Origin of the sequence: Rhodococcus rhodnii NBRC 100604, from assembly GCF_001894925.1 — a bacterium.
GTDB classification, from domain to species: domain Bacteria; phylum Actinomycetota; class Actinomycetes; order Mycobacteriales; family Mycobacteriaceae; genus Rhodococcus_F; species Rhodococcus_F rhodnii.
Genome location: NZ_BCXD01000012.1, coordinates 88,690 through 105,777, shown reverse-complemented (window position 1 = coordinate 105,777; position 17,088 = coordinate 88,690). Strand labels below are relative to the sequence as shown.

General features: G+C 68.2%; 12 protein-coding genes and 1 pseudogene. 5 read left to right on the top strand and 8 right to left on the bottom strand.

All coding sequences use genetic code 11. The annotated features are described in order from the left end of the window. Window positions 1-60: 60 nt before the first annotated feature. Window positions 61-558, bottom strand: coding sequence for a glutathione peroxidase (locus RR1_RS10975; RefSeq protein ID WP_010840233.1), 498 nt, complete (start codon window positions 556-558; stop codon window positions 61-63). Between the two features lie 10 nt (window positions 559-568). Beyond that, window positions 569-1,978 (bottom strand): cation:dicarboxylate symporter family transporter, encoded by a 1,410-nt coding sequence (locus RR1_RS10970; RefSeq protein ID WP_040775439.1) that lies wholly within the window; start codon window positions 1,976-1,978, stop codon window positions 569-571. Window positions 1,979-2,113: 135 nt separating this feature from the next. Between RR1_RS10970 and RR1_RS10965 the strand changes: the two genes are divergently transcribed. Then, complete coding sequence (locus tag RR1_RS10965) at window positions 2,114-3,724, top strand: sensor histidine kinase (protein WP_238559095.1); 1,611 nt, start codon at window positions 2,114-2,116, stop codon at window positions 3,722-3,724. Next, entirely contained in the window at window positions 3,721-4,407 is a 687-nt protein-coding gene (locus tag RR1_RS10960) for a response regulator (protein ID WP_010840237.1), read from the top strand. The genes RR1_RS10965 and RR1_RS10960 overlap by 4 nt, the downstream gene beginning before the upstream one ends. Window positions 4,408-4,410: 3 nt before the next feature. On the opposite strand, the gene RR1_RS10955 is transcribed toward RR1_RS10960, so the two are convergent. From RR1_RS10955 to RR1_RS10945, 3 genes are read right to left on the bottom strand one after another with little or no spacing between them, the layout of a single operon-like run. Continuing rightward, window positions 4,411-6,552 carry a S9 family peptidase gene (locus RR1_RS10955; protein ID WP_010840238.1) on the bottom strand — a complete coding sequence of 714 codons (2,142 nt, stop codon included), beginning with the start codon at window positions 6,550-6,552 and terminating at the stop codon, window positions 4,411-4,413. Window positions 6,553-6,555: 3 nt separating this feature from the next. Next, window positions 6,556-7,440, bottom strand: coding sequence for a phosphoribosylaminoimidazolesuccinocarboxamide synthase (locus tag RR1_RS10950; protein ID WP_010840239.1), 885 nt, complete (start codon window positions 7,438-7,440; stop codon window positions 6,556-6,558). A gap of 45 nt (window positions 7,441-7,485) precedes the next feature. Next, window positions 7,486-8,118 carry a TetR/AcrR family transcriptional regulator gene (locus tag RR1_RS10945; RefSeq protein WP_010840240.1) on the bottom strand — a complete coding sequence of 211 codons (633 nt, stop codon included), beginning with the start codon at window positions 8,116-8,118 and terminating at the stop codon, window positions 7,486-7,488. 70 nt (window positions 8,119-8,188) lie between these two features. Here RR1_RS10945 and RR1_RS10940 point away from each other — a divergent pair, with 70 nt between their 5' ends. Beyond that, window positions 8,189-9,580, top strand: coding sequence for an MFS transporter (locus RR1_RS10940; protein ID WP_010840241.1), 1,392 nt, complete (start codon window positions 8,189-8,191; stop codon window positions 9,578-9,580). Here the strand turns inward: RR1_RS10940 and RR1_RS10935 are convergent. Continuing rightward, window positions 9,577-10,194, bottom strand: a complete 618-nt coding sequence (locus RR1_RS10935) for a GyrI-like domain-containing protein (protein WP_040775444.1) — start codon at window positions 10,192-10,194, stop codon at window positions 9,577-9,579. The genes RR1_RS10940 and RR1_RS10935 overlap by 4 nt on opposite strands. 112 nt (window positions 10,195-10,306) lie before the next feature. On the opposite strand from RR1_RS10935, the gene RR1_RS10930 reads away from it, so the two are divergent. Beyond that, window positions 10,307-11,602: an HNH endonuclease signature motif containing protein gene (locus RR1_RS10930; protein ID WP_010840243.1), complete on the top strand. Its 1,296-nt coding sequence runs from the start codon at window positions 10,307-10,309 to the stop codon at window positions 11,600-11,602. 124 nt (window positions 11,603-11,726) lie between these two features. Then, window positions 11,727-13,139, top strand: a complete 1,413-nt coding sequence (locus RR1_RS10925) for an MDR family MFS transporter (protein ID WP_010840244.1) — start codon at window positions 11,727-11,729, stop codon at window positions 13,137-13,139. 3 nt (window positions 13,140-13,142) lie between these two features. Here the strand turns inward: RR1_RS10925 and RR1_RS10920 are convergent, their stop codons facing one another. Together RR1_RS10920 and RR1_RS10915 are read right to left on the bottom strand one after the other, a co-directional pair. Further along, window positions 13,143-15,077 carry an oxidoreductase gene (locus RR1_RS10920; protein WP_040775447.1) on the bottom strand — a complete coding sequence of 645 codons (1,935 nt, stop codon included), beginning with the start codon at window positions 15,075-15,077 and terminating at the stop codon, window positions 13,143-13,145. A 117-nt stretch (window positions 15,078-15,194) separates the two neighbouring features. After that, window positions 15,195-17,017, bottom strand: a pseudogene (locus RR1_RS10915) (ABC transporter ATP-binding protein). Between the last annotated feature and the right edge of the window lie 71 nt (window positions 17,018-17,088).

Here is a 17,088-nt window from a genome sequence, read left to right as displayed (position 1 = left end):
TCGACGACGAAACCCCAGGACCACTCCTGGGGTTTCGTCAGCATTGCTGTTCAACAGCGGTCAGCGGGGCGGCAGGACCGCCTCGATCGCCTCGATCACCTCGGGAGCGTCCGGCTCGGTCCGCGGCCGGAAGCGCCGCGCGACCGTGCCGTCGGGCGCGACGAGGAACTTCTCGAAATTCCACTGCACGTCGCCGGCCTCGCCCGCGTCGTCCGCCTTCTGCGTCAGCTCGTCGTACAGCGGATGCCGCTGCTCGCCGTTGACGTCGATCTTCTCCGTCAGCGGGAACGTCACGCCGTACGTCGTCGAGCAGAACGTCGCGATCTCCTCGGGAGTCCCCGGCTCCTGGCCGGCGAACTGGTTGGACGGAACACCCACGACGGTGAGCCCTCGGTCGGCGTACTCGGTCGCGAGCTTCTCGAGTGCCGCGTACTGCGGGGTCAGCCCGCACTTCGACGCGACGTTGACGACGAGGACGGCGCGGCCGTCGTACTCTCCGAGCGACATGGGATTGCCGCCGAGCGTCCGGATTCCGATGTTCTGCAGCGATGTGGTCATACGCACCAACCTAACCGCGGATCCGTTCGGCCGGGGTCGCGGCGGGCTCGGTCGTCCCGGTCTCGATCACCGTGCGCTCGTCACCGGCGCCGTGATCGTCGACCATCGAGGATTCGTCGAACGGGATCTCGCCCGAGAACACCGTGCGAGCGCGCTCGGCGTCGAAGCTGCCCGTCCATGCACCGATGATCAGCGTCGCGACGGCGTTGCCCGAGAAGTTGGTGATGGCGCGCGCTTCCGACATGAAGCGGTCGATGCCGACGATGAGCCCGACGCCGTCGAGCAGGTCGGGACGGTGGCTCTGCAGGCCGCCGGCGAGCGTCGCGAGACCCGCGCCGCTGACGCCCGCGGCGCCCTTCGACGCGATGATCATGAAGAGCAGCAACGAGATCTGCTCGGTGAGCGTGAGCGGCTGTCCCATCGCGTCCGCGATGAAGATCGAGGCCATCGTCAGGTAGATCGCGGTGCCGTCGAGGTTGAACGAGTAGCCCGTGGGGACGACGACGCCGACCGTGGAGCGCTCGACTCCGACGTGCTCCATCTTCGCGATGAGGCGAGGAAGTGCGGACTCGGACGACGACGTCGCGAAGATGAGCAGGTACTCGCGTCCGAGGTATTTCACGAGCTTGAAGATCGACACGCGGGCGACGACGCGGAGCATCGTGCCGAGCACACCGAACACGAAGATCACGCACGTGAGGTAGAAGCCGAGCATGAGTGCCGCGAGCTGAACGACGGCCTCGAGCCCCGTCTGCCCGACGACGTTCGCGATCGCACCGAAGGCGCCGATCGGCGCGAGCCACAGGATCATCGACAGGATCTTGAACACGAGCTTCTGCAGGTGACCGATGCCGCGCAGGATCGGCTCCCCCGTCTCGCCGAGGCTCTGCAGCGCGAACCCCACGAGCAGCGCGACGAAGAGGGTCTGCAGCACGCTGCCCGCCGTGAGCGAGGACAGCAGCGACGTCGGGATGATCGACGCGACGAAGTCCATCGTCCCGCCGCTCTCGTGCGCCTGCTCGGCGAGCGCTGCGCCCGAGCCGACCGACGCCGGATCGACGTTCAGCCCGGTCCCGGGATCGAGGAGATTGCCGACGACGAGCCCGATACCGAGTGCGGCCGTGGACATTCCGAGGAAGTACACGAGCGCCATGCCGCCGACCTTGCCGACCTTCGCGGCGGCCTTCACGGAGCCGATGCCGAGGACGATCGTGCAGAAGATGACCGGGCTGATCATCATCTTGATCAGGTCGACGAACATCGTTCCGAGCACGCCCACCGACTTGCCGGCACCTGGGGCGAGCCATCCGACGAGGACACCGGCCACGACGGCGACGATCACACCGATGTAGAGCCAATGCGTCCTGTCGCGTTTCCTGCGCGGCGCGCCCTCCGTGGCGGTCGCCTCGGCTGAGCTCATCACGTCCTCCCAACATCACTTACGGTGGTCCCGGTGAGACCGCGCACATTTTTGTGACCGGCATCACGCACGTCGGTCATCTTGCTGTCGGTGTGCCGGGAACAGAAGGTTGTGGTCTTTTCGTTCAGGAGAGTCGTGTCACGGACCAGGCGATTCGGGGTGCGCATCCTGCCCCGGCCCCATACCCTCGCCGGTCGGCTGTTCGTGTGGCAGCTGGTCGTGCTCGTCGCGGTCGTGTCGCTGGGAATCGCGCTGACCATCGTCGACGAGCGGCGTGAGGCCGATAGCGACGCCGAGCACACCGTCACCGAGGTGGCCGCGACGCTCGCACTGAGCGACGGCACCGCGGACGCCGTACGCGCGCCCGACCCGTCGGCCGTCCTGCAACCCGAGACCGAGCGGATCCGTGCGGCGACGGGTGTGGACTTCGTCGTCGTGATGGCGCCCGATCGCACGCGCTACACCCACACCGACCCGTCGCTCATCGGCGGCGCGTTCACCGGATCGATCGACCGCGCGCTCGCGGGAGAGACGTTCACCGAGACGTTCACGGGATCGCTCGGCCCGTCCGTTCGGGCGGTGGCGCCGGTGTTCTCGGGGGACGACGTCGTCGCGCTCGTGTCGGTCGGTGTGACGCGCGAGCGGATCGGCGATCGCGTCGCGGGAGCGCTCCCCCAGATCTTCGCCGTCGCGGCGGCAGGTCTCGTGCTCGCGGCCGGGGCGTCGCTCGCGCTGAGCCGGCGGCTGCGGCGCCAGACGCTCGGGCTCGAACCGGACGAGCTGCGACGTCTCTACGAGCACCGCGACGCAATCCTCCACTCGATCGGCGAGGGACTGATCGTGATTCCGGCAGGGGCGGGTCCGGACGAGCTGCTCGATCTCGTCAACGACGAGGCGCGGCAGCTCCTCGCCCTGCCCGACGGCACCGTCCGGATCGCGGACCTGCCCGAGTCGCTCGTCGCGGCGTCGGGTGGCGACGAATTGCACGTCGCGGGTGACCGCGTGCTCGTCGTGGACCGCAGACCCGTGCTGTGGGAGGGCCGCACGATCGGCACCGTCCTCACGGCGCGCGACCGCACCGAACTGCGGAACGCGCTCGGGGAACTCGACTCGGTGCGCAGTTTCGCGGAGACGCTCCGGTCGCACGCGCACGAGTCGGCGAACCGGATGCACACGATGGTGACGATGGTCGAACTCGGGCGCTACGACGAGGCAGCCGCGTTCGGCACCGCGGATCTTCGGCTCTCGCAGGGGCTGGTCGACACGATCACCGCCGCCGTGCACGATCCCGCCGTCGCGGCGCTGCTGCTCGGCAAGACGGGCGAGGCGGCCGAGCGGGGCGTCGAGTTGACCGTCACCGACGACACGCGGCTCGACGGCACGGCCCCGCTCGGAACCCACGAGGCGATCACGGTACTGGGCAATCTCGTCGACAACGCGATCGATTCCGCGGCCGATCAGCCCGGCGAGGGATGGGTCGAGATCGCGATCGCGCGCACCGACGGCGGGCTGCGGATCACGGTGTCCGACAGTGGACCCGGGCTGGACGACGCCGCTCTGGAGCGTGCGTCGGCACGCGGCTACACGACGAAGGCGACCGGCCCGGCGGGCCGCGGGCTCGGTCTCGCGCTCGTGCGGCGGATCGTCGAGCGCCACCACGGGACGATGGCCGCACGGCGCGAGCCGGAGTCGTCGATCACCGTAGTGCTGCCGGATGTCGTGCTGCCGTACGGTGGTGCGTCGTGATCCGGGTGTTGATCGTCGACGACGAACCGCGCATCGCCGACGCCCATCGGTCGTACCTCGAACGGATTCCGGGGTTCACGACCTGCGGCGTCGTCCACGACGGGCACGGCGCGATGCGCGCACTCTCGGCGGCGGCGAAGACGGCCGAGCCGATCGATCTCGTCCTGCTCGACCTCGGCCTCCCCGACGTGAGCGGACTCGACATCGCGGCGGCGATGAACGCGGTCGTCCCGAATCCCGACGTCATCGCGATCACGTCGGCACGAGACCTCGACGTCGTCCGGACGGCCGTGGCGCGCGGTGTCGCGCTCTATCTGCTCAAGCCGTTCACGTTCGCGGCGTTCCGCGACAAGCTCGAACGCTATCGCGCGTTCCGCGAATCGCTGCCGCCGGGGCGGACGTTGAGCCAGCACGACATCGACCGCGCGATGGCCGCACTGCGCACCCCCGACGTCACCGCGACGACACCGAAAGGCGTTGCCGCACCGACCCTCTCCGCCGTCGTGACGCGGGTCCGCGAGTCGGACACTCCCCTCACGGCCGCGGAGGTCGCGAGCGCGCTGGGCATGTCGCGCGTCACGGCACGGCGCTACCTCGAACAGCTCGTCAAGGACGGGATGCTGGCGCGGCGCCCCGAATACGGAAAACCGGGGCGCCCCGTCATCACCTACGTTCCGGTGTGACCGTCACTTCGCCAGGCCGAGAACGTCGAGGATCCACGCGAACTCGAACGCGACCTCACGCCACTTCTCGTAGCGGCCACTCACGCCGCCGTGCCCCGCACTCATCTCCGTCTTGAGCAGCAGCGGCGCGTCGCCGGTCTTCGTCGCACGGAGCTTCGCGACCCACTTCGCGGGCTCGACGTAGAGCACCCGCGTGTCGTTGATGCTCGTGATCGCGAGAATCGCGGGATAGTCCTTGGCCTCGACGTTCTCGTACGGGCTGTACGAGCGCATGTACTCGTACACCTCGGGATCGTCGAGCGGATTTCCCCACTCGTCCCACTCGATGACGGTGAGCGGCAACGACGGATCGAGGATCGACGTGAGCGGATCGACGAACGGCACGTTCGCGAGGATGCCCGCGAACAGCTCCGGCGCCATGTTCGCGACGGCGCCCATGAGCAGACCGCCCGCGCTGCCGCCGTCGGCGACGACGAGCTCGGGGGTCGTGCGTCCGGTCGCGACCAGATGCCGTGCAGCAGCGACGAAGTCGGTGAACGTGTTCTTCTTGCTCAGCGTCTTGCCGTTGTCGTACCAGTGGCGGCCCATCTCGCCGCCGCCGCGGACATGCGCGACGACGAACTCGACGCCGCGATCGAGCAACGAGAGCCGCGCGACCGAGAACGCCGGATCCATGCTCGCCTCGTACGAGCCGTATCCGTAGAGCAGTACGGGCACCGGACCCTGCGGCTCAAGGTCGGGGATGCGGCGCACGATCGACAGCGGAATGCGCGTGCCGTCCTGTGCGACCGCCCATTCGCGCCGCTCCTCGTACTCGGAGCTGTCGAATCCGCCGAGGACGGGCTGCTCCTTGAGCAGCCGCATCTCCCCCGTCTCGAGGACGAGATCGTAGATCTGCGCGGGGGTCACGAACGACGTGAACAGCAGCCGCAGCGTGGGCTGGTTCCATTCCGGATTCGAGCCGGCGCCGACACTGTAGATCTCCTGGTCGAAGTCGATCTCGCTCGGGTCGCCGTATCCGGCGTCGGTGAGCTTCCAGACGGCGAGCCGCGTGAGCGCGTCGCGCCGGTAGCCGAGCACGAGGTGATCGGCGAACGCGTCGACGTCCTCGAGCCGGACGTCGTGCCGGTGATCGATGAGAATGCGCAGATTCGTGGGGTCGTCGGCGGGGGCGTCGGCGAGGACGAAGTTGTCGGCCTTCGCGCCGTTCACGACGTCGTTGTGCAGGATGAGGAAGCGATCCTCGCCCGCGACGACGGCGTGCTCGACGCTGTACTCGACTCCCTCGCGCCGCGGCAGGACGATCCGGAACTCACCCGTCGGCTCCTGCGAATCGAGTACGCGCACTTCGCTCGTGATCTTCGAGCCGACCCAGATCATGATGTACTTCTCGCTGCGCGTCGATCCGACGGCGACCCAGAAGCGTTCGTCCGGCTCGTGGAAGACGGACACGTCGTCGGCACGCGGGGTGCCGATCTCGTGACGCCACACCGTGTCCGGGCGCCACATGTCGTCGACCGTGAGATAGAAGACGTGCGAGTGGTCGAGCGTCCACGTCGCGCCCGGTGCCGTTCCGGTGATCTCGTCGGCGAGCAGCTCGCCCGTGGCGAGGTCCTTGAACCGGAGCGTGTAGCGCTCGTCGCCGACGACGTCCGTCGAGTAGGCGAGCATAGTGCCGTCCTCGCTGATCGAGAACGCGCCGAGCGAGAAGAACTCGTGCCCTTCGGCTTCGGCGTTGCCGTCGAGCAGGATCTGCTCGCCGTCGGGCACGACCCCGGGAACCAGTTCGGGCGGCGTCCAGTCGTCCTCGGACGCGACGGGACAGCGGCACTGGATGGGGTACGACTTGCCCTCTTCGGTGCGGCCGTAGTACCACCACGACCCCATGCGCGTCGGGACCGACATGTCGGTCTCCTGGGTGCGCGACTTGATCTCCTGGAAGATCTTCTCCCGCAACGGCGCGAGATGCGCGGTCTGCTGCTCGGTGTACGCGTTCTCCGCTTCGAGATACGCGACGACCTCGGCGTCGTCCTTGTCGCGCAACCATTCGTACTGGTCGACGAACGTGTGCCCGTGGTGCTCACGTGTCGTCGGTACCTGCTTCGCCACGGGTGCAGAAGCTGCGCCGGCGTTCGTGTCGGTCATAGGTCACCCCAACCAGTCGTCGAAACTCAGTCCCGAAATGCGTTCGTACGCTTCGATGTATCTCGTTCTCGTGGCGGCCACGACGTCCTCCGGCAGTGGCGGCGGCGCCGTGTCCGAGCTTCTGTCCCAGCCCGATTCGGGTCCGGTGAGCCAGTCCCGCACGTATTGCTTGTCGAAGCTCGGCTGGACGCGTCCGGCCTCGAACCCGTCCGCGGGCCAGAACCGCGACGAGTCGGGCGTGAGGACTTCGTCGGCGAGGATCAGCGAGCCGGAGCCGTCGAGGCCGAACTCGAACTTGGTGTCCGCCAGGATGATTCCCCGCCCGCGCGCGTACTCGGACGCCTGCGAGTAGATCGCGAGAGTCTCGTCGCGCAGTCGTGCCGCGAGCGTCTCGCCCACCTTCTCCTGCGTCTGCTCGAAGGTGATGTTCTCGTCGTGGTCCCCGAGTTCCGCCTTGCTGGCGGGCGTGAAGATCGGTTCCGGCAGCGCACTCGCCTCCACGAGCCCGGGCGGGAGCGGCACGCCGCACACCGACTCGCTGCGGTCGTATTCGGTCTTGCCCGATCCGGTGAGGTGGCCCCGGGCGACGCACTCGATCGGGACCATCCTCAGTCGGTCGACGACGAGAGCGCGACCCAACAAGGACTCCGGGATCCGCGGATCGTCCGGATCGCCCGCGAGGTGGTTCGGCGCGTCGAGCAGCCCGAACCAGAACACGCTCATCGCGGTGAGGACGCGCCCCTTGTCCGGGATCGGAGTGCTCAGCACGTGGTCGTACGCGGAGATCCGATCGCTCGCGACGAGCAGGAGATGACGGTCGTCGATCACGTGGAGGTCGCGGACCTTGCCGCCGGCCAGACGGGGGTAGCTGTCGAGAGTGGGACGCACGATGCCAACCCTATATGTGCCCGTGGTTCGCCGGGCGGGGGTCGGTCAGCGAGGTGCGAACGCCGCGAGGAACGTGTCGACGCCTTCGCGCACGAACGCGTCGAGCTGCGCATCCGGCACAGCGTGTTCGCCGAACCCGCTGATGGCGGGGAGGTCGTCGACGACGAGGACGAGGAACTGCCGCGCCGCCCGCTCGGGATCGACCTCGCAGAGGCGACCCGCGTTGCTCAATCGTGCGAGCTTTCCGGCGAGCCGGTCGATCGTGCGGTCGCGGTTGCGACGGCCCTCTTCGGCGAGGCTCGGGCAGCGCGAACGTTCACCCCACTGCAGGCGCATCACGTTCCGCCCGACGGGTTCGCGAAGGCAGCCGACGATGCCCTCGCCGACGCGTTCCAGTTCGCCGCGCAGGTCGTCGGCACTCGGATCGAACGCGCCGATCACACCGTCGGTTCGCTCGTTCGCGTGTGCCATCCCCCACCTCATGGCCTCGCCGAACAGCGTGTTCTTGTCGTCGAAGTGGTTGTAGACCGTCGGCTTCGCGACGCCCGCGACACGGGCGATCGCCGCAACGCTCGCGTCGGCGTAGCCGTCACGCCCGAAGACCTCCAGCGCGGCGGCGAGGATCGCGTCCCGCTTGCCGGTTCGTGGACGGTCGGTCCTCGTCGTGGGCACGGTCATGGGAGCGATTCTATCCGCTCTCACGAATCAAGGGTTGCATCGATTGAACTCATGGGTTCATTATGAACCCATGAGTTCATTTATCGAGACTTCATTGTCTACCGAGGCTCCACCGTCACTGGCCCGCTCCGCAGCCGTCCTCGTCCCGGGTGGAGCGCTGGCCCTCCTCGCCGTGACCTTCGCCGGAGTGGCGCAGGCGCCGATCACCACCGACCTCGACATGGGTGCGGCGTCCGGCCACTGGATCGCGACCCTCTACCTCCTCGCAGCGGGCATCGGAATCCCATTGAGCGGCTGGGCCGCAATCCGATTCGGCGTCCGGGCCACATGGCTCGTGGCGCTCGGCACGTTCGTGCTCGCCGCCGCGGCTGCTGCCGTGGCGCCCGGTCCCGCTGCTCTGCTCGTGGCCCGGGCCTTCCAGGGCCTCGCGGGCGGCGCACTCGAGCCGATCATGCTCACGGCTCTGGCACGCGCCGCCGGTCCGGAGCGGATGGGACGAGTCATGGGTTCCGTCGCCGCCGTCATGGCGATCGCACCACTCGCCGGCCCGCCACTCGGCGGAGTCGTCGTGGATCAGTGGGGTTGGCGAGCCATATTCGCGCTGACGGCCGCGGCGGGAGCCGTCGTCCTCGCCGCATCGTTCGTCGCGCTGACCCGTGACGCACGAGTACCCGCGCGCCTCGACCTGCTGGGACTGGTACTGCTCGCCGCGACGAGCGCGAGCATCTTGTTCGGGCTCTCCCGACTCGGCGCTCGCGGCGGGATCGATGCCGTCGTCGCCCTCGCCCTGGGTGCCGGGATCGCCGCGGGTGCGGGCTTCGTCTGGTGGGCGCGACGACTCGGAGGTCGGGCGATCGTCGACCTCGCGACCTTCCGGCAGTCCTCGTTCAGGGTGTGCGTACTGATCATGGCGCTTCTCGGCGGTGCGATCTACCCGCTGTTCTTCGGGTTGCCGCAGTTCTATCAGGGTGTCGCGGGGCTCGACCCGACCACATCAGGGCTGCTCATGATCCCCTACGGCGCAGGAACACTCGTCGCGATGTCGTTCGCGGGCCGGCTCAACGATCACATCTCGGCACGCATCCTCGTCCCGGCGGGAGCGATGGTCTCGCTCGGCGGATTCGCCGGCCTCGTCGGGTCCGACGCCGGAACCTCGACGGTGGTGTTCGCACTGACTACGGCGGTGATCGGGCTCGGCATCGGTTTCATCGGCGGTCCGACCGTCTCCACTCTCTATCGCGATCTCCCCGAAGCACTCGTTCCCGCCGGTAGCACCACGCTGTTCGTCGTCAACCAACTCGGCGGCGCGACCGGAGTCGCACTCCTCGCCGTGGTGCTCGGCGCCGGAACCGCGTGGACCGCCGACATCGGCACAGCACCGTTGTGGATTCCGCTGGGTGCCACTGCGGCGATCGGTCTTCTCGCACTCGCACTGCCGCGCAACGCCACCCAGCGAAGCTAGGCCGGGACGACCGGTTGCCGCAGGATCGTCCGGAGCTTCGCGGGCTCGACTCGTCGCGGGTCGCTGAGGTAGATCTCGTGATGCCGTCCGGTCATGCGCAATCCGGAGTTCGGGACGAAGTCGTCGTGCAGTTCCGCGAGCACGGCGGCTTCGTCGTCGTACGAACCGACGTGCAGTGTCTGGACGACCGTTCCCTCGCGAAGCGTCTCGATCCGGATCCTGCCGAGTGCCGCCGGCGGATCGCTCTTCGCGCCGACGGTCTCGATCGCCGCGGCGACCATGTCGTCACCGGCCCAGTCGGGGACCATGAGCATGGCGGTCCACTCCCATTGCGACTTGTCGCGATTCACGGTGAAGGACGTCATGTCCTCGGCCCACCACAACGCCTCCAGCGGCGGAACGACGTAGTCGCGATCGAGTCCCCGTTTGCTCGCGAACTTCAGCGTGTAGGCGACCGGATACAGCGCCGCGAGTGCATCGACGTACTCGCGCGACGTGTTGGGATCACCGTGGCCGTCGATCATGAGGTAACGCAGGGGTGGCACCTCCACGATCCGGAACACTCCGCGTCGTGCCCGGTAGGTGTCGAGGGTCTTCTTGAAGTCGATCTTCATCGAGCTGTACCTGACGTCGTGGACCCTGTCATCGTGACCCATGAAGAGGGCCGGCACGCGCCGAACCGTCGGACGCGACGGTGTGTCGGTGGGTCGGTATAGGCTCGCTTACATGTTCGATTCGGGTGGGGGCGGCTCGGGAAACGAGCTGGTAGAGGCATCGGGACTGGTCGAGTCCAAGCGCGTGTTGGCGCGTGCGGAGTATCGGCAGATCCGTGCGATCGGCGGATTCCACGCGGCGCGAGTCGCGGCGGAGGAGTCCGAGTTCGGGCTCGTTCCCGGGGAGTCGGCGGCGAACGAGGTCGCGCTGGCACTCGGGATGAGTGAAGGCCGGGTGTGGTTCGCGATCACGTTGTGCCGCGAGCTCGACGCGCGGCTGCTGTTGACGGACGGGGCATTCTCGGTGGGTGAGCTGGATCTGGCGCAGGTCCGCACGATCCACAACCTGCTGCAGAACCTGTCCGACGAGAAAGCTCGCATCGTGGAGGCTGCGCTGTTCGCGCGGGGCCCGATCGACCGGCTATCGCCGGCACGCTTGAGCGGACGACTCCGTCGTTTGGTGGCGCGGTACGACCGGGCGGGGTTCGCGGAACGCGCTGCTCGCGCGAAACAGGAGCGGTACATCTCGGTCATGCAGTGCGACGACGGCATGGCGTTCCTGTCCGGTGAGCTGCCGTCACTGGATGCCGCCACGATCTGGAACCGGCTGAAGGAGATGGCCATCGGCGATGTCTGCGCGGGTGACGAGCGCTCCATGCCGCAGCGTCATGCCGATGCACTTGTCGCTCTGGCCGATGGGAGTGGGCGGCTCACGTGTGGGTGTGGGCGTGACGACTGCGCGACCGCTGTTCCGGCCGCGGGCAAGCGGGGGCCGTTGGTGCAGATCGTCGTGAGCGACGGATCGATCGGTGGCGGATCGTTCGGTGCCGGTGCCGCCGGTTCCGCGGGAATCGTGGGCGTCGGGTTCCTGCCCGGTGTGGGTCCGCTCGATCCAGAGACCGTGCGTGAGGCGATCGCGTACTCCGCGACGCAGCGGATCCACGTCAGTGCAGTCGATCCGGTCGAGCCGGCACCGGACATCGCGGCCCTGCGCTATCGCATCCCTCGTGCCCTCGCGGACCGGATCCGCGCGCGTGACGGGGTGTGCCGCTTCCCGCACTGCCCGGTCCCCGCAACGTCGTGCGACATCGACCACACGATCCCGTTCGACCACGCAAATTCCAGCGAGGGCGGCAGGACCGAGGAAGCGAACCTCGCCTGCCTCTGCCGACGCCACCACCGCTGGAAAACCCAGGGCCGCATGGCCGTACAGCAACTCGGCGACGGGCTGCTGCGCTGGACGATGCCCGACGGGCAGGTCTACGACACCGAACCCGACTCACCGGCGTTCTGGGCCGCCGGGGCCTGAGGTCTGCGGCGCGATCGCGGCATCCGACGTCGAGCGCTGCATCCATCGACAGGTCGCGATGGAGGTCGCCCATGTCCGCGTGCTGGTGCGGGTGCCGATTCCCACACCACATAGGGTGCTTTGCATGGCGAACGACACCTCAGTGAGCGTCGGGTTCCGGTCCGAGCGTGGACCGATCCTGGCATCGCTGATGCTGACGACGTCGCTTGTGGCGCTGGATGCCACGATCATCGTGACGGCGGTGGTCACCATCGTCGACGACCTCGGCGGCTTCACATCCTTCCCGTGGCTGTTCTCCGCGTACCTGCTGGCGCAGGCCGTGGCGACGCCGATCAGCGGGAAGCTCTCCGACATCGTCGGCCGCAAGCCCGTGATGCTCGCGGGGATCGCAACGTTCCTCGTCGGTTCGATTCTGTGCGGCCTCGCGTGGAGCATGCCCGCGCTCATCGCGTTCCGCGCCATCCAGGGGCTCGGCGCCGGTGCCGTGCAACCGATGAGCCTCACGATCGCCGGCGACATCTACACGGTCGCCGAACGCGCCAAGGCTCAGGGCTATCTCGCGAGCGTGTGGGGCATGTCGGCCGTCCTCGGCCCGTCTCTCGGTGGTCTGTTCGCGGAATACCTCACGTGGCGGTGGATCTTCTTCGTCAACATCCCGCTGTGCCTGATCGCCGCCGTCGTTCTGCTGCGCAACTTCCACGAGACGGCGCCGCGCGAGAAGCGCAGCATCGACTACATGGGGGCGATGCTTCTCGCGGGCGGCGCGACACTCGCGATTCTCGGGCTGCTCGAGGGCGGCCAGCAGTGGGCGTGGGCGTCGCCGACGAGCATCGGGGTGTTCGGCGCGGCGGGCGTACTGCTCGTTGCCTTCGTCCTCGTTGAGCGACGCGCGGCCGAGCCGATCCTGCCGCTCTGGGTGCTGACGCGGCGCGTCCTCGTCGCGAGCACCGTGCTGTCGTTGCTGATCGGCGCCGTCGTGCTCGGCCTGACGAGCTACGTCCCGACGTTCGCGCAGGGCGCGCTCGGCGTCGGCCCGCTCGTCGCGGGTTTCGCCGTCGCGACCCTCACGATCGGCTGGCCGATCGCCGCGTCGAACGCGGGCAAGCTCTATCTGCGCGCCGGGTTCCGGGTGTCCGCGCTCGTCGGGGCGGTGGCAGCGAGCGTCGGTACCGCTCTGCTGCTTCTGCTCGACGAATCCGCCGCGATCTGGCAGATCGCAGCGGCAGCATTCGTCGTCGGCCTCGGCATGGGACTGACCGCGAGCCCGACGCTCATCGCGGCGCAGGCGAGTGTCGAATGGAACCATCGCGGCGTCGTGACGGCGACGAACATGTTCGCCCGCTCGATCGGATCCGCCGTCGGCATCGCGATCTTCGGTGCGATCGTCGGCTCCCGCGTCACGTCCCTCGACGACGCCGCACCCACCGAGGTCGCGGCCGGAATCCATCCGGTGTTCGTCGGCTGTTTCCTGTGCGCCGTCGCCATGATCGCCGTCGCCGCGTTCATGCCGGGACGACGAGCCGAAGCCGTGCGCTGACTCCTATACCTGCCGCGCCGTGAAGAACGCGGAGTGGATGGCGTCGAACACCCTGCCCGGCCGCTCCGCCGAGCCGATCACGGATACCGCGACTCCGCGGTCGCGTAGGTCTGCGGCGAGCCGAGACTCGTCGTTCGCGCGGCCCAACGCCAGCACCACCGTGTTGGCGTTCAGCACGTCCTCTCCCGCGTCGCTCCGGACATGCACTCCCGCTTCGTCGATCGCGGTCACGGCCGCGGCTGTCCGAATCTCCACCGACGCGGCGTCGAGGAACAACGGCAGACGCTCACGATCGGTGAAGACCTCGTCGTTCGCCAGGATCCGGGGCCCCTGCTCGACGATGGTCACCTTCGCGCTGCCCGTCTCCGCCAGGCGCAGCGCCGCTTCGCATCCCTGAAGCCCACCTCCGATCACCACGACGTCACCACGCGGTACGTCGACGGAACGGACATCGCCTGCGTGGAGGATCCGGTGCTCCCCCGAGATCGGGAAGTGCGGCTTCCGCGGCACCGCGCCGGTGGCGATCACGACGGTCTCTGCGCCCCCGGCGCACAGCGACTCCGCGGTCGCGAACTCGGGGACGACGGTGATGCCGCGCCGCGCCACCTCGTGCACCAGGTGACGGACGAGCGCCGACAGATCGCGTTTGACCTCGAAACCGTTCGCGTGAGCCAGCGCACCACCGAGCTCGCCCGGTTCGTGGATCGTGACGGTGTGTCCTCGATCGTGGAGGATCGCAGCGGCTTTCAAGCCAGCCGGGCCGCCTCCGACGACGGCCACCTCGCGGGGCGAGGGTGCGAGTTCGATCGGGAACCGTCCCTCTTCTGTCACCGAGGGATTGACGCTGCAGCCCGCGCTGCGCCCCTGGTTGAGTCCGCGATGCAGGCAACCGTCGTTGCATCGAATGCACGGCGTGATCTCGAGGACCCGCCCCGACTGTGCCTTGGCGACCCAGTCCGGATCAGCGAGCATCGGCCGACCGAGCGAGACGAAATCGGCCGACCCGGACGCCACGATGTCTTCCGCCGTCTCGGGATCGACGATCGAGCCGGACGCGATGACCGGGATGGTGACCGCCGCCTTGATCGCTTCCCACCCCCATCGGTGCGGCGTCCGTACCTGATACCACGGGCTGACCTCCCACTCGAGTCCCGCGTGATGGCCGCCCGAGCAGTGCAGTACGTCGACGCCGTGCTCCTCGAGCAGCCGTGCCAACGTGACGGTCTCGTCGATCGGGATCCCGTCCGGCTCGTAGTCGCTCACCGACAGCCGGATGCTCAGGGGGAACGCCCGCGGCACCGAAGCTCGGATCTCGTCGACTATGCGCAGAAGCAGGCGCGCTCGGTTCTCGAAGCTGCCGCCGTACTCGTCGTCGCGCCAATTGGTGTGTGGCGAAAGGAAGTTCGTGATCAGATAGCCGTGTCCCGCATGTACCTCGACGATGTCGAAGCGCGCCGCATGCGCCCGCGCCGCAGCCTGGCCGAAAGCCGTCACCACCCCGTCGATCTCATCGATCGTCATCGGCGTCGGCACCACGCCGTACTGATCTTCGATGTCGGACCACGACGAGTCGGTCGCCGACTTGATGGGCGCGGTCCCGAGAAACTTCTGCCGCCCGCCGTGAGCGATCTGCAAGCCGACCTTCGCGCCGGTCGAGTGAACCTCGTCGGCCACCCAACCGAGTCCGGCGACGTGCTCGCGGCGCGAGTTGCCCAGTTGGTTGTGGATCGCCTTGCTCGCGTCGTCGTCGACGTGGCTGTATTCGAGCATGACGAGCCCAACGCCCCCTTCGCCCAGTCGGCGATAGTGATTCACCGTTCGCTGCGTCACGGTGCCGTCGGGGTTCGACGTCGCCGTACTCTGCGGCGACTTGAGCACGCGATTGCGGATCTCCACGGGTCCGATGCGACCGGGCGAGAACAGAGCGGGAAACGTCACGTCAACTCCGATCAAACTGCATACAGTGTTGAATACAGTTAGAGCATGCGGGTGATACTCGCCATACGCAACCGGTGACGCCGGACGTAACCGACTCGAAACGTGGCGCCCCGGCGCTCAGCCTGCGACGGCGATTCGCCCGTGCTCGTCACTGCGAGCAAGCAGGTGCGCGTACTTGCCGCCCCGTGCGACGAGTTCGTCGTGCGTGCCGTGTTCGGCGACCCGTCCGTGATCGAGGACGACGATGCGATCGGCGTCGCGTATCGTCGAAAGCCGGTGCGCGACGGTGATGGTCGTGCGGCCGCGGCTCGCGGTGTCGATCGCGGCCTGGACGGCACGCTCGGTGTCGTTGTCGAGTGCGCTCGTCGCCTCGTCGAGCACGAGGATCCGCGGATCGCGCACAGCGTCCGCGCGAGAGCGATGCGCTGCTTCTCACCACCGGAGAACCGGTGTCCCCTCGCACCGACGACGGTGTCGTATCCGTCGGGCAGCGACGCGATCAGGTCGTGCACCTGTGCCGCGCGCGCCGCCTGCTCGATCTCCGCGTCGGTCGCGTCGGGCCGCGCGTGGCGCAGGTTCTCCCGAATGCTCGCGTGCAGCAGATAGGTCTCCTGCGCCACGACGCCGACGATGCCGGCGAGATCGGCGAGGGCGATGTCGCGGACGTCGACGCCGTCGATCCGCACGGCGCCGCTCTCCACGTCGTGCAGCCTCGGCACGAGCGACGCGAGTGTCGTCTTGCCCGAACCCGTCTCGCCGACGAGCGCGAGCGACGATCCGGCGGGAACGTCGATGTCGATGCCGTCCAGCGCATCACGGTCGGCGCCCTCGTAGCGGAATCCGACGTCGTCGAAACGCACCGCCCCCGGCGTGGTGGGCGGCATCGCGACCGGCTTCTCCGGGTCGGCGATGTCGACCGGAAGATCGAGGTACTCGAAGATGCGGCTGAAGAGCGCGAGCGAACTCGCGACGCTCACGCCGACGTCGAGCAGGCTCATGAGGGGCCGGAACAGCGCGCCCTGCAACCCTGTGAAGGCGACGAGCGTTCCGATCGTCATCCCGCCCGACGTCGCCGGCAGGCCTGCGACGAGATACAGCAGGGCGGGAATCGCGGCGAAGACGATGTTCATCGTCGCCATGCGCCAGCGACCCGAGAGTTGTGATCGCACTTCGAGATCCACGAGACGGTGCGAGGTGTCGCCGAATCGCTCCGAGAGCGCGGGTCCCGCGCCGAGGGTCTTGCCGAGTTGCACTCCGCCGATCGACAGGCCCTCCTCGATCTGGGTCTGCATGTCGGCGAGCGTGCGCTGGCGCTGCGTCGTGATCTCCCGGCGCATCCTGGCGACCTTGCGGGTCACCCAGATCGCGGGCGGCAGGACGACGAGCGAGAGCAGCGACAGCCGCCAGCTCAGCGCCGCCATCGCGACCGCCGTTCCGACGACGGTGGTGACGTTCGCGGCGATCGACGTCGCGGTGGAGGTGACGACGGACTGCATCCCGCCGATGTCGTTGGTGAGCCGCGACTGCACCTCACCGCCACGGGTGCGGGTGAAGAAGCCGAGCGACTGGCGTTGCAGGTGATCGAACACGCGGGTGCGCAGGTCGTGCATGACGTGCTGGCCGACGGTCGTCGAGATCCAGGTCTGCACGACGCCGAGCACCGAACTCACGATCGTGATGCCGATCATCGCGGCGACGGCCCACACCAGCAGCGGGACGTCCTGGTCCGGGATGGCGCGGTCGATCACCGCGCGCACGAGGAACGGATTGGCGAGCGTGACGAGCGATGCCGCGACGATGAGGACGACGACGATCGCGATCCTGATGCGGTACGGGGCGAACAGTCGCCCGATCCGCCGCAGGCTCACCGGTCGGCGATCGAGTTGTTCGCGGTCTGCGGGGTCGAGCTTGGCGGGACCACCGCGTCGGGGGCTCTCCATCGAACCACCCCCTCTCCTGAAGAAAGATACTTATTGAGGTTGCCTCACAGTATGGCACCTGTCAAGTGAGG

What these genes read in the sequence shown, in the direction of transcription:
- RR1_RS10940 (WP_010840241.1), top strand. Translation starts at nt 8,189, where the DNA reads ATGAGTTCATTTATCGAGACTTCATTGTCTACCGAGGCTCCACCGTCA.
- RR1_RS10975 (WP_010840233.1), bottom strand. Translation starts at nt 558, where the DNA reads ATGACCACATCGCTGCAGAACATCGGAATCCGGACGCTCGGCGGCAAT.
- RR1_RS10955 (WP_010840238.1), bottom strand. Translation starts at nt 6,552, where the DNA reads ATGACCGACACGAACGCCGGCGCAGCTTCTGCACCCGTGGCGAAGCAG.
- RR1_RS10935 (WP_040775444.1), bottom strand. Translation starts at nt 10,194, where the DNA reads ATGAAGATCGACTTCAAGAAGACCCTCGACACCTACCGGGCACGACGC.
- RR1_RS10945 (WP_010840240.1), bottom strand. Translation starts at nt 8,118, where the DNA reads ATGACCGTGCCCACGACGAGGACCGACCGTCCACGAACCGGCAAGCGG.
- RR1_RS10970 (WP_040775439.1), bottom strand. Translation starts at nt 1,978, where the DNA reads ATGAGCTCAGCCGAGGCGACCGCCACGGAGGGCGCGCCGCGCAGGAAA.
- RR1_RS10925 (WP_010840244.1), top strand. Translation starts at nt 11,727, where the DNA reads ATGGCGAACGACACCTCAGTGAGCGTCGGGTTCCGGTCCGAGCGTGGA.
- RR1_RS10930 (WP_010840243.1), top strand. Translation starts at nt 10,307, where the DNA reads ATGTTCGATTCGGGTGGGGGCGGCTCGGGAAACGAGCTGGTAGAGGCA.